Below are 12,123 nucleotides of genomic sequence, written 5' to 3' on the forward strand. Positions count from 1 at the left end.
TGGTTATACTCCTGCAATTGTTTGCAAACGGATACAGACCATGACAGAAGCTGCCCTCGCCCCCGAAACCCCGCACGCTCCGTCTGTTATTCGGCTGCTGCTCGGCAAGCTGGACATCGCCTATGAAGAAGTCCTCGACCATCACGGCCTGAACGCCGCGCGTAAAGTGCAGGCGGTTCTGCTGGATGATGCCGTCGGTGCGCTCATGGTGCTGTTCCCCCAGAGCCAATTGCTGGACCTCAACCGCCTCGCCGAACTCACTGGCCGCCGGTTGACTGCCGTATCCACCGAACGCCTGGTAAAAATGCTCGGCAAACACAGCCTGAGCCTGCTGCCCGGCCTGCCGGCACTCACCAGCTCGCCGTGTCTGTATGAAGAAAGCCTGCTGCGCGAACCGATGTTGCTGATCAACTCGGGCGAGCCGGGCGTGCTGCTGGAAATCTCCAGCGATGCTTTCAAAACCATGCTCACCAAGGCCAGCGCCGGCAATTTCGGCGAAGCCGTGAACCGCATCCGTCCAAACCTCGATCGCCCCGACGATGACCGCGAGGAAATCACCCAGGCCGTGCAAGCGTTCACCGCGCGACGCATTCAGCAACGCCTGGAAGCGACCATCGAGATTCCGCCGCTGGCCGAAACCGCGCAGAAAATCATCAAACTGCGCGTCGACCCCAACGCCACCATCGACGACATCACCGGCGTCGTCGAAACCGACCCGGCCCTGGCCGCACAAGTCGTCAGCTGGGCAGCGTCGCCGTACTACGCCTCGCCGGGCAAGATTCGTTCAGTGGAAGACGCCATCGTCCGGGTGCTGGGTTTCGACCTGGTGATCAACCTGGCATTGGGCCTGGCCTTGGGCAAAACCCTGAGCCTGCCCAAAGACCACCCGCAACACACCACGCCGTACTGGCAGCAATCGATCTACACCGCCGCCGTCATCGAAGGCCTGACCCGCGCCATGCCCCGCGCCCAGCGCCCGGAAGCCGGCCTGACCTACCTCGCCGGCCTGCTGCACAACTTCGGTTACCTGCTGCTGGCCCACGTGTTCCCACCGCACTTCTCGCTGATCTGCCGCCACCTGGAAGTCAACCCGCACCTGTGCCACAGCTACGTGGAACAACACCTGCTGGGCATCAGCCGCGAACAGATCGGCTCATGGCTGATGCGCTACTGGGACATGCCCGAAGAACTGGCCACCGCCCTGCGCTTCCAGCACGACCCAAGCTACGACGGCGACTACGCCGAATACCCGAACCTCGTCTGCCTGGCCGTGCGCCTGCTGCGCGGTCGCGGGATTGGTTCGGGACCGGATGAAGATATTCCGGATGCGCTGCTGGAACGCGTCGGCCTGACCCGCGACAAAGCCAACGACGTCGTCAGCAAAGTGCTTGAGGCTGAAGTGCTGCTGCGTGAACTGGCTTCGCAATTCAGTCAGGCTTAAAAGCATCGCGGGCAAGCATCGCTCCCACAGATCACCAAAGCCCTGTAGGAGCGAGGCTTGCCCGCGAAGAATTCAACTCGGTCCACCTGAATCACCACCCCCCACTGTGGCGAGAGAGCTTGCTCCCGCTCAACTGAGCCAGCAACGACAGGAAGCAAGCGCCCTGCTATGATTTGACGGCAAATAGAGGGCTTTCCTATGACCCAAACAGCCAGTGTTGCAAGCCAAGTCCGTAAGCTTGCGAAAGAAAACAAGGTCACTGCTGGACGTGACGGCATAAGTCGTATGGCCGTGAGCATTACCCATTTGGCTGGCGATGTCGTCGAGTTGGATGGTATCGAACAGTTGCTCGTCAATCTCAAGAGAAAAGGCATTCTGAGCAAGTCTGAAATCCTGGTGCTCCAAGGGCGCTATCTTCAAGAAAGGCGTGCACAGAAACGTAGCGCATGACTTTTGATCCGTTCGGCGATTTCGACACTGCTGGATATCTTCAAAACTCACTGCAACTGAAAGATCCCACTGAAGTAAAAGAGTCAGAGCATCTTTCGTTCGAATTGAGTATCGAAGATGCGCTTGCCTATTTGGCAAAGAAGAAGCCAATCGATTACAAGACAGTCCTCAAAGTTCACGAGATCCTGTTCTCCGGCTTCTATCACTGGGCAGGAAATGACCGGAACGAGCTTGTCCCTCATCTGGCAGTCTTCAAGGGCTCCCTTGACGATCCTCGCAGTACCGTCTTCGAGCGCCCAGACTCCATCAAAATGTCTGTCGACTATGCGCTTAAACTAGCAGCTGACAAGAAACGCTTCAGAGCCCATCCCGGCGGGGTAATGGGCCAGCTGGCTTTCGCACACCCCTTCCTGGACGGCAATGGGCGCACGATTCTATTAGTCTTCATGGAACTCTGTTATCGAGCCGAGTTCGCCATCGCCTGGTCAAGGACAAACAAAGACGACTACCTGCGGGCACTCAGCGACGAGATCCGAGAGCCTCGCGAGAGGCATCTCGATAACTACCTCACCCCGTTCGTAGTCGATATATCCAGTCGTGACGAGTGGCCAGAGACCATCAGTGGTATCAGAGGCCTGGATGGCCTGGACAAGGAAGACATCACATACGCGAACCTGGACAACCCGCAAGTCCAGCAGATCTACAAGACATACCGGGCCCAGCCACTCGACACCCGCGGGCCTCCTGAGTCGGATGGCTGAAGAGGCTGGCTTGCTCTCGAAAAATCCCGGCGAGCTACCCGAAAGACCTATGCCTTTGGCTTGGCCTTCTTCGGCTTCAAATACTTGGTCAACCCCTGAAACCAGATCACCAACGCCGGGTTGCCCTTGATCTGAATCGACTTGTCCTGAATCCCGGTCATAAACGCCAACTGCTTGTTCTTCGCCTGCATCGTGGCAAAGCCATACGCTGCGTCCTTGAACGCGATCGCAAACGCCGGCTCGGCATACACGCCCGACTTGCTGGTAATGCGCTGATCCTTCACAAAGAAATGCCGCGCCACTTTCCCGTCCAGGGTCTGTAGCTGAAACACCAATGCCTTGTCACCCAACTGCTGCTGAAACGCAGGATTAGTCCGACTGGCCTTACCCATCAACAAACCCAGCATCCACAGAAGAAAACGAAATTTCATGCGCACAGCCTCAAAAGAAAAATGAACGGCCGGCGCAGTGTAGCGGCTTCAAGCCAGAACGCCACCGTCGGGTTGCGTTAGAAGAAGATGAACCGCTTTTCCCGCATGATGACCGCCAAGTCACGCTTTCCCCGCCTCCACCTTGATCGTTCCCACGCTCCCGCGTGGGAATGCATCCCGTGACGCTGCGCGTCACACCCAACACCCGCCCTACACCTGAAGAAACACATTCCTGTAGGAGCTGCCGAAGGCTACGATCTTTTGATCTTGATGCCCTCAATCTTATCGGACATTTCCTTCAAAACGCCGGGCTGTCCATGAACTAGGCAGCTTGGTCCCTCATCGATAACCTCTGTCCGTCACCGCAAAATCGGTGACTCGGACGTGCAAGTCCAGAATCGGCACACAATCGGTTATGGCTATTCATCGAGCGTTTTCTTATGCTCGCGAATCGTTATGGCGGCTGTGTATGGGAGACCTTCGGGTTTGCCGGTTTGCCGATTCCGGTCTTGCACACCTATACACAGCTGCCACCTCATTCGAAGCGCAAGCGAAACGGTGTTAGCTCCTAATATCGGTACTATTTCAATGATCAAGCCAACACCGAATCCTCCTGAAAACCCAGCCACATCCCCCTACGAATCCTTCGATTCCAGAAAACTCCACGAAGCCGCCGAACGCGCCCTCGACCACCATTTCGCCCCAGCCGTCGAACCCCGCCCCAAACGCCGTGGCGGCCTCTTCACCCTCTCCCCCGGCACCGACGCCGAAGCCCTCATGGCCAACGCCTCGGAAGACCTCCTGTCCATCAGCGCCATCGCCGCAGACCTGGCAGACGACCTAGACGGCTCACGCCGCTCGGTCGCATTAGCCCTGAGCAGAATGGCGGATGGCGTGCGGTTGATGGTGGAAGGGACGCAGGATCACATTGAGTTGCGGGAGTATCGAACGCAGGGTTAGTAACCCCAAAGCAGTTGAAGGGCGCTTTGCGCGCCCTTCATCACTTGGTCGTACTAATAGCAGTTGCTGGCCGCTATTGGTTCAGTCACTTCCGACTGAAGTCGTTTAACAGCATTGAGACCCGACTCGTAACCTTTGTTGGCAGCAAGCTGATAACAGGCCAAGGCTCGGGGAATATCCTTTTTACCGAGATCGCCACTTTCCCAATAAGAGCCCAACGAAACGAACGCATTCGTTGACCCCATGGAAACGGCACGAATCAGCTCTTTTTCAACGTCAATTGGTCGCTGACATGGCCCTTCCCCTGCCGTTTCATTGCCAAAACAATAGAAGCCTGCCAGGGACTCAGCCCCGCTCGGTGAATTAACGGCCGCCGCTTTGAACAGAGCCTCGACTTTGCCGTATTCCAACTGCGGCGCCATACCCGACAGACTCAGCCCAGCTGCTGCCAGACTCGACTCAGGATCGCCTGAAGCGGCAGCGCACAGGTAATTTTCCAAGGCTGCCTCAAAAAGCTCTCCCGTCAGCCGGTATTGCTCAAGACCACCCAAGCCAACAAATCCCAGTGCGCGCTGTGAGCAGAAATTCTCCGCACGACTCATCGACCGCGTACTTGCTACAGAAAGCTCTTTTTCAGGAATCGACCAATCCTCAACCCCAACAAGCGTCCAGCAGGCCTTCCTTGAAAAATTGAAGATCTTGATATTGCTGTTGCCGGCACGTTTATCCACAACGTTAACGTGGCGGTCATCCACCTTCTCGACTTCTATCCCTTCCACCTTCCCATCAGGCATCGCGACCATTAAGGGAAACGCCATGTCGCGCCCTACCTCGGCAGTGACGTAAGGCACAATCCGCCCTATATCGGACGTTCCCTTTAACACCAATAGCTTCACAGCCTGCGCCGTTAGCCGCTTTTGCGATTCGGCATTAACGGAAAATGCCGGCAGAAACTGGGCGAACTCTTGCGAAGGACACGAGCCGCGCCCAATTGCCGAGCTACTCCCGCTATCGGACGCGATATTGTCCAGAAAAACTGACCGTTCACGGCTCATGCTGGCGATGCAATTGTTCACCGCTGTCACATGTGCCGACGAGCCCGGTTCCACCTCCAACGCATCAATCTGACAATCGGTATCACGCAGTTTAATCCAGGCGCGCTGAGCCTCTTGAACCTTTGCCTTGTGTTCCGCAGCTAGAACTGGGTCGGTCTGATAGCCGCCTTCAAGCCGCACCATCAATTCTTGGTAACTGGTATTCAACTGCGCATCCGCAGCAGCCTTGGCACTCACAGAACATCTTTCACCCTGGGCGTTCGTAGCGACATCAACACATGCATCTTGAGCAAGTGCATCAGCCCCTAAAGGAGGCAAACCACAAACCAGCACGCCAAATAGCACTAGAACAAAATACTTATTCATGAAAAAACCCAACAACAAACTTTAGAAGACATTCTTTTAAACTGTCACTACTAATCCGGCGCGATAGCCATTTTCAGAGTATACCCATCTAGAAAAACGACTGCTTCGCGACCGTTAATATCGATAGGCGTAGGATTCTGGATCATATCTTTATCACTGGCTGCCGCAATTTTTGTCAGAGTCTTATCGGCAACATTGGCACGCCAGATAGTTTCATCACCATTCTTGAAATAAAATACCGGCCGTGACTTGCTCCAAATCGGATTATAAATATTCCAACCGACCTCCGGTTGACCAACTGGAGCAACCGTTTCATATCCCGGAGTGTGTGAATAATACGCTTGCAGTTTTCCATATTCACCACCCCAACCGAAAGTCAAACCACTAACAGCATTTTCATCAGCATTTGGCCACTGTTGAAATAACAAACTACTCTCCGCCGGCGGCAGCTTGGAACCGAGTTTATACACCATCCCTCGTAACTGGTTTTTCGAGATCTGCTGTCGATAGTAAAAAGACCCATCTAAAATTCCCGAAAACCTCTTTCCTTCGTCGTTCGCACCCAATCTCAGCGCACCGTCAAAGCCAATATCTTTTGCAATCGCGTGTACTATTGGCCTGTCGTTGTGATCAACATACTCATACAAATTACCCCGGTACGCAATCATTGCTGCATCAAAATGCCCTTCAAATACGATGACATGCAGCATGCCTGAGATTGTTTCAGCGGAAATTATAAAACGCTCAAGAACGCCTTTTTCATTGGGAAGCCATGCTAATTCAATTACCTTCCATGAACGATCGAACTGCGTATACGCTTTATCGCCCGCCAGCAACTTAATGTCTTTTTGGGTCGGCCTAGGCGTTACTGAGATCGGAGTCAGAAAGCGAATCTGCCGGACATAAGCGTCCTCTAAACATTCCGTTGACTCACAAGAGTTACGTTCTGATTCAAGCCAATCACTTTCAATAACTTGAAAAGCCCGGCGATTCTTTAACGGCTTGAAGACCTCACTCAACTTTTCATCCATTACGGACAAAGAAGGAGAGCTACAAATTTGTCGTTCTACTTCCGTCGAAGCTTTGCCGCAGTCGAAACTCGCTGAAAGCGCGATTGAGCTAAACAGCAACAGAGCCAACAACAAAAACTTAGAGAGCGAATATATATTTCTCATTGAATCAGCCATCAAATAAATTTCTCAACCAACAGGACAGATCTATTTAAGCTCCCCTCCAAGATCAAAGCCGTGGAGCGCAACAAATAAATCCGCCCCCTTTGCTCTGACTTAATGAACGTTAATATTCTTTTTAATATAGGATTTTATTGATGCCGCATCCTTATAGGCAAAGTGTTCCTCCTCTCCCTCCTGATAACCATCAATACCGCTCAGATGCTTATCGAACCGAATTAGCCTATTAGTCACCAACTGATTTTTCGAACCCTTCTCATAACTATAAACCTGATAAAGGGTTCCATAGGTACCAATACCCCTACTGGTAAGCTCCCAAGAAACCAAAACCAATACATTTTTCTTCCCTTGCACAGGGTAAAAGAACAGCGACTCAATTTTAGGATCTGAGCCAGCGACATCGTACTTATCAACTAGACTTTTAGCCTTGGCTTTATCAGTCTCTGCTGTCTCTAGGATTAGCGAGATAGGAAACTCTGCATCTCCCGTATCTAAAAATGATAACTCGCCATTATCTACAACGTTTGTTTTAAATGGACCTTGAATTACCTTGCCTTGCAAAAACCTCGCATCATCTTGAGCAAAGCTTATACCCGCCAAAGTAAAAAAGAAGAAAAACGCAGTAAGCCGGAGCATTGTGAGCACTCTCTTAATCAAAGATTCATTAGCGTTGCGAGAGACTGGAATCGGTTATTCCTATCCGTATATCCATTTTGGCCACCGTTCACCATCTGCGTTACGTTAACAACACTACCTGTCTTAGCAATATCACAAAGCTTCGTCCCTTCCTGACCAGTTTTCGTGAACCAGAATACGAAAGCAGACTCCACACCGTATTCGATCGAAGAAACCAGTAGATCAGGGTTAGCCACGAAGTCCTGTATATCTGTTGGATTTTTCTGATTATGAACATTCGTAAACCTTAGATATTCCGACTTCCCTGTTACTTGAAGCATTCCTCGGCCTCGATATGTATACCCCTCTTTGCTGGCCTCATCGCCATTACCCATTCTATTAGCATAAACATAACTACCGAGGTTTTCCGCGTTCATCGCATAATAACTTTCTTCCGACCATAGCTTGCTACGCAACACGCCAAATTCACAGCTATCACTTTGCTCATTATACCCATTAACATTATTTTGCCGCCTGCACCCGTAAGTCTTTTTCATTTGTCGCGCACTATACCTCAACCCTTCCTCAATAATTCTAAAACCACTTTCATGGCCAACTTGAGAAAGAAAGTGCGCGATCGCTTTTGGCTCTTCCAACTTGTATGCCAGCGCGTATTTATTTAGATAGGGCAAAATATTTCTATGATGTTCCTCGGCCCCGTCCGGGTTCGCGGCTCTCAACATCTCCAAAGTAATCAAATCACGCCGAGCAGTAAAATTAGAAATCAAGCCAATGGGATGTATGTGCTGAATATTAATATCTTCAGTTATCCCATGCTTTTGTATCAGCTTATCCCACCAGCTTAAATTTTCTATCCGAACTTTCTCTTCGACCCATTCTTTATGCGGATCTGATTCGTTATGACCCATCAATTCATCAAGAGCATCCCATTTGTCTTTCTTGTATTGCCACTCGCTTTCGTAACGAGTAACCATCTGAGATATCGGCTGAGAAAACCAAGGTTTCCCCAATGCTTCTTTTATCTCAAGGGGAGTGAGTTTTTTATCAGCATTTTTGTCCAATATTTTATAAAGCTGTTGCTTCGCTGAACCTTCATTAGCATTGCTAACGTTCGGCAGATAAGTCGCTCGCTCTTCATCACTGAGACTTTCCTGTGCATGAAGGAAAGCGGCCAAGTGATCCATATTGCTGACGGTTTCATCGATAAAACTAAAGCCTTCCCATTCAAAAGGCGAGTGGCGTGACAAAGTAGTGTCCGGCTCAGCAAACCAACCGCTGATTTCATTCCCGCCGGCATCACCAAGCAACCCGTCCAAACGCCACCAAAGCGTGTAAGTGGTAGCTCCCCCCATGACGACAGGCACCTTAATTCTTTTCTCCGCAGGTAACGCTTCAAGTACTGCGACAGGCACCAAAAAATCGTATCCAACTATCTTGTGAGGATCTGTCACTTTAGGTGGGTTTGTCGCGCTCATTCCTTGCATATGGGTGACCAAAACGCTGCCTTTTGGAATCTTAAGCATTGTTTTTTCGGCTGCTGGCAAACCTGTAACCTTCTCCTTGCTCAGAGCGGTGAATGCCTTGACGTCTTCGCAGCTAAATACTTCCAAGTGCAGAAAATTTTTGGGAGCGGAATCAGAATGGTTCTGATACTGCCCTACGTGACCAATCAGGCTCCCTGCCTTTACCGAGAATGGGCGGGTCAGAACATGGACAGTGCCTTTCTCGGCAGGCTCACTCTTCGTCTCAAGCAATCCTTCCCAGACATAACCAAGCACGTCGGCCGCGGCCAACGGAGGGACAGCATTCCCCCCAACTATCTCTAGCAGTTTCTGATATTTGCCACTCGTTCCGTCATTACCGATTTTTACCTTAGTTCCAATCGGCAAAATTGCTGTTGTAGCGCTTGATCGGCTGGCGGAAGCATGAACTGCCAGCCCTTTTTGAGGTGGGTTCATCGGGTCTTTTGCAGCACTACCAATGACATAACTATTAGGTGTTGCACCCGCCGTCAACTGTCTTTTGAACACCCAACCGGTACCTGGAGTAACACCGGTATTGGCAGGCGTAACACTCACCACTTTGAGCCATCCGTTTTCCTCCTCGCCTGTTTCGACAACCGTGCCGCGAGGCAATACGGCTAACACCGTGGCATAACCAGGTTTTCCACGCGGCTCCAGTCGAACTCTTAGACCCAGAATTTCATCTTTAGCCGTCGATTTCACCTTCCAAGTACCGCCACTCCAGAAAGGCGGCCTGCCTAATGCCGGAGTTTTTTCGTAGGTATCCCAATGCAGCAAATGCATATAAAGACTGAAAAAAGTCAGGCTAGGTCCGGGAGCCACTGTCGCTGGTTGCGCCCCAGGAGTGGGTGCGGGGGCAGGAGGCACGGGAACTTCCAGACGGTGCTTAACCAACACGAACCCCGTTGAGTAAACTGAATGCGTCGAGCCAAAATCTGATGCGGGGTATTTCTCGTCAATGCGATAGGCCACTACCTCACCGTCGGCAATACATCTGACCTCCGTCAGATCTTTCACCAAGCCCGAGTCTTCGTCGAAATGAACCCCGCCATGCCAGAGGCCATTGGCCCCTAATGGGTAGTAGCCGTCTTTCGCCTTGGCCAACGCCCTATAAAATTGCTGTGGATCCGTCGCTTCTGCTGTCCCTACTTTCAGGGGATACGACCATTTCTCTACTTTGCTTGTTGTTTCAGTCATTACCAATTACCTAAATCCTGATCCCTGGTGGCTTGGATTGCCGTCTATGTCGATTAACCAGAAAAATTGAGCATTCGTTTGGGTTTACGTTTGACCTGTTCCTCAGGCGCATTCCCCAACGCCTGATCCATCAAACTCCCCGCCTTATCCTTATCCGCAGCCCCCGGCAACACCGGCGGCTTGATGCCAATCCCAGTCCCCGAGCCCGCCGAACCACCCGCATTAATCTTCACCACCGGCCCAACAACCGTCACACCACCCGCATCGAGCTTGATAAAACTCCCCCCGGCCTTAACCGTGAGCTCCATCCCGGCCTCGATAACAATCTTGTCCCCAGCCTTGAGGTGAATCTCCTTCCCGGCACTGGTCAGCTGCGCAGTCCCCAACTTCACATGCTGGCTCTGCCCAACCGTCAGGTGATCATCCACCCGCACTTCACTCTTGCGATCCGCAATCGTGGTGCGATGCTCCTCAGCCTTCAGCTCGGTGTAGGTGTTCTTCACCACCGTATCGTGGCGTTCATTCCCCACCCGAATCTTCTGGTCGTGCTCGATGTTTTCATCCCAATCCCGCTGGGCATGAATAAATATCTGCTCGGCGCCCTTCTTGTCCTCAATCCTTAGTTCATTGAACCCGCCGCCGCCCGGTGAGCTGAGGGTTTTGAACACGGTGCGGGTTTTGTTGGCCGGCAGATCGTAGGGAACCTGGTTTTCCTTGTGGTACAGGCACCCAGTCACCAACGGTTGATCGGGATCGCCTTCGAGGAAGGTGACGAGGACTTCCATGCCGATACGCGGGATGGCGATGGCGCCGTAGCGGTCGCCGGCCCAGCTGGAGGAGACGCGCATCCAGCAGCTGGTTTTGTCATCAGCCAACCCTTCGCGGTCCCAGTGGAATTGCACTTTGATGCGGCCGTATTGGTCGCAGTGGATTTCTTCGCCTTTGGGGCCGGTGACCATGGCGGTCTGGCTGCCGAGGACGCGGGGTTTCGGGTGTTGTAGCGCGGGGCGGTAGAACACGGCCCACGGGGTGGCGAGGAAGCGGTTGCGGTAGCCCTGGTGGAAGTCGTCTTTGTTATCGGTGGTGTCGCTGGTCACGGATTCTTCGAGCACTTGCGGCTGTTTGCCTTCGTGGACGATTTCGGTGAGCAGCCAGAGGTCGTTCCACTCGGTGCGCGGGTGGTCGGAGATTTCCAGGAAGTGGCCGCTGGCGAGGGTGGTCTGGTCGCCGTGGCCTTCGGCTTGCTGGTAGTCGGCGCGGTGGCGTTCGAGGGCGCGCTGGCTGAGGAATTTGCCGCGTGCGCGGTCGAGGAAGCGGCCGGGGTAGTCGTAGTCTTCGAGGTCCGGTTCAGTGCTTTTGCCGTCGGGTTTATAGCCGGCTTCAAGTCGCAGGTTGGGCTTTTCGAAGTCGTAGTCGCGGCGGGTGACGCGGCCGGTGCGGGTTTCCAGGCGCAGTTTGAAGCCTTTGATCACCGGTTCCTCGGCGACCATGCCGCTGCCTTGTACATAGGCGGTGGGCTGGCCGAGTTTCGGGAACACGGTCTGGTTGTCGCCGAACACCAGCAGGTGGGCTTTTTCGCTGTGCTGGAAGTGGTAGTGAATACCTTCCTCTTCGCACAGGCGCTGGACGAAGTGCAGGTCGGTTTCGTCGTATTGCACGCAGTAATCGCGGTCCGGGCACGGGGTGTTCAGCTGGAAGCGGTAGGCGTTGCCTTTGATGCCGTGTTCTTCGAGGATCAGCGCGATGATTTTCGGCGCCGACATCTGCTGGTAGATGCGCTGGTTAGTGCGGTGATGCAGGTATTGCAGCTGCGGCACCAGGGAGACTTTGTAGCGGGTCAAGCGCTTGCCGGCATCGCCTTGGGCGACGCGGTAGATCTGGCCGTGGATGCCACTGCCTTTCGGGTCGAATGCGAGGAACGCCTGCTTGTGCAGGAGCTTTTCCAGGTCCAGGTCCGGGTTTTCGCTGACCAGTTCGAGGTCGAAGCGATACGGCTGGCTGATGCCTTCAGTGCCGGTGAACGACAGCACTTGCAGGTCGCCGGCATAGTCTTCAACGGTCAGGCTGAAGTGCGTTTCGTTAGCTGGGTTGAACATAAAGTGCTCCCTGTTCG

Annotated in this window: 10 protein-coding genes; 4 read left to right on the plus strand and 6 right to left on the minus strand. The window is 53.0% G+C overall.

Features of this window, described 5'->3' with window-relative positions; genetic code table 11:
- Positions 1–40 precede the first annotated feature (40 nt).
- The 3 genes from PMI30_RS21870 (at position 41) to PMI30_RS21860 (ending at position 2,652) form a co-directional block, all read left to right on the plus strand.
- Positions 41–1,441 (plus strand): aminoacyl-tRNA deacylase and HDOD domain-containing protein, encoded by a 1,401-nt coding sequence (locus PMI30_RS21870; RefSeq protein ID WP_008007620.1) that lies wholly within the window; start codon positions 41–43, stop codon positions 1,439–1,441.
- A 198-nt stretch (positions 1,442–1,639) separates the two neighbouring features.
- Positions 1,640–1,891: a hypothetical protein gene (locus PMI30_RS21865; RefSeq protein WP_008007621.1), complete on the plus strand. Its 252-nt coding sequence runs from the start codon at positions 1,640–1,642 to the stop codon at positions 1,889–1,891.
- Entirely contained in the window at positions 1,888–2,652 is a 765-nt protein-coding gene (locus tag PMI30_RS21860; protein WP_008007622.1) for a Fic family protein, read from the plus strand. The genes PMI30_RS21865 and PMI30_RS21860 overlap by 4 nt, the downstream gene beginning before the upstream one ends.
- 47 nt (positions 2,653–2,699) lie before the next feature.
- Here the strand turns inward: PMI30_RS21860 and PMI30_RS21855 are convergent, their stop codons facing one another.
- Positions 2,700–3,083, minus strand: coding sequence for a hypothetical protein (locus PMI30_RS21855; protein ID WP_008007623.1), 384 nt, complete (start codon positions 3,081–3,083; stop codon positions 2,700–2,702).
- Between the two features lie 588 nt (positions 3,084–3,671).
- Between PMI30_RS21855 and PMI30_RS21850 the strand changes: the two genes are divergently transcribed.
- Positions 3,672–4,043 (plus strand): DUF6124 family protein, encoded by a 372-nt coding sequence (locus PMI30_RS21850; protein WP_008007625.1) that lies wholly within the window; start codon positions 3,672–3,674, stop codon positions 4,041–4,043.
- A 53-nt stretch (positions 4,044–4,096) separates the two neighbouring features.
- Here the strand turns inward: PMI30_RS21850 and PMI30_RS21845 are convergent, their stop codons facing one another.
- From PMI30_RS21845 to tssI, 5 genes are all read right to left on the minus strand, one after another.
- On the minus strand, positions 4,097–5,464 hold the full coding sequence (locus PMI30_RS21845) for a lysozyme inhibitor LprI family protein (protein WP_008007627.1): 1,368 nt from the start codon (positions 5,462–5,464) through the stop codon (positions 4,097–4,099).
- A 50-nt stretch (positions 5,465–5,514) separates the two neighbouring features.
- Positions 5,515–6,651 carry a lysozyme inhibitor LprI family protein gene (locus PMI30_RS21840; protein WP_008007628.1) on the minus strand — a complete coding sequence of 379 codons (1,137 nt, stop codon included), beginning with the start codon at positions 6,649–6,651 and terminating at the stop codon, positions 5,515–5,517.
- Between the two features lie 99 nt (positions 6,652–6,750).
- Positions 6,751–7,290: a hypothetical protein gene (locus tag PMI30_RS21835; RefSeq protein WP_008007630.1), complete on the minus strand. Its 540-nt coding sequence runs from the start codon at positions 7,288–7,290 to the stop codon at positions 6,751–6,753.
- Between the two features lie 17 nt (positions 7,291–7,307).
- Positions 7,308–10,010: a hypothetical protein gene (locus PMI30_RS21830; protein ID WP_008007632.1), complete on the minus strand. Its 2,703-nt coding sequence runs from the start codon at positions 10,008–10,010 to the stop codon at positions 7,308–7,310.
- 53 nt (positions 10,011–10,063) lie between these two features.
- Positions 10,064–12,106: a type VI secretion system Vgr family protein gene (gene tssI, locus PMI30_RS21825; RefSeq protein ID WP_008007634.1), complete on the minus strand. Its 2,043-nt coding sequence runs from the start codon at positions 12,104–12,106 to the stop codon at positions 10,064–10,066.
- Between the last annotated feature and the right edge of the window lie 17 nt (positions 12,107–12,123).

It is taken from the genome of Pseudomonas sp. GM50 (assembly GCF_000282375.1).
Classification (GTDB): domain Bacteria; phylum Pseudomonadota; class Gammaproteobacteria; order Pseudomonadales; family Pseudomonadaceae; genus Aquipseudomonas.

Bases quoted from the DNA above. Each gene is read 5' to 3' on its own strand.
- tssI (WP_008007634.1), bottom strand. From the start codon at position 12,106: ATGTTCAACCCAGCTAACGAAACGCACTTCAGCCTGACCGTTGAAGAC.
- PMI30_RS21845 (WP_008007627.1), bottom strand. From the start codon at position 5,464: ATGAATAAGTATTTTGTTCTAGTGCTATTTGGCGTGCTGGTTTGTGGT.
- PMI30_RS21860 (WP_008007622.1), top strand. From the start codon at position 1,888: ATGACTTTTGATCCGTTCGGCGATTTCGACACTGCTGGATATCTTCAA.
- PMI30_RS21840 (WP_008007628.1), bottom strand. From the start codon at position 6,651: ATGGCTGATTCAATGAGAAATATATATTCGCTCTCTAAGTTTTTGTTG.
- PMI30_RS21870 (WP_008007620.1), top strand. From the start codon at position 41: ATGACAGAAGCTGCCCTCGCCCCCGAAACCCCGCACGCTCCGTCTGTT.
- PMI30_RS21855 (WP_008007623.1), bottom strand. From the start codon at position 3,083: ATGAAATTTCGTTTTCTTCTGTGGATGCTGGGTTTGTTGATGGGTAAG.
- PMI30_RS21865 (WP_008007621.1), top strand. From the start codon at position 1,640: ATGACCCAAACAGCCAGTGTTGCAAGCCAAGTCCGTAAGCTTGCGAAA.
- PMI30_RS21830 (WP_008007632.1), bottom strand. From the start codon at position 10,010: ATGACTGAAACAACAAGCAAAGTAGAGAAATGGTCGTATCCCCTGAAA.
- PMI30_RS21835 (WP_008007630.1), bottom strand. From the start codon at position 7,290: ATGCTCCGGCTTACTGCGTTTTTCTTCTTTTTTACTTTGGCGGGTATA.
- PMI30_RS21850 (WP_008007625.1), top strand. From the start codon at position 3,672: ATGATCAAGCCAACACCGAATCCTCCTGAAAACCCAGCCACATCCCCC.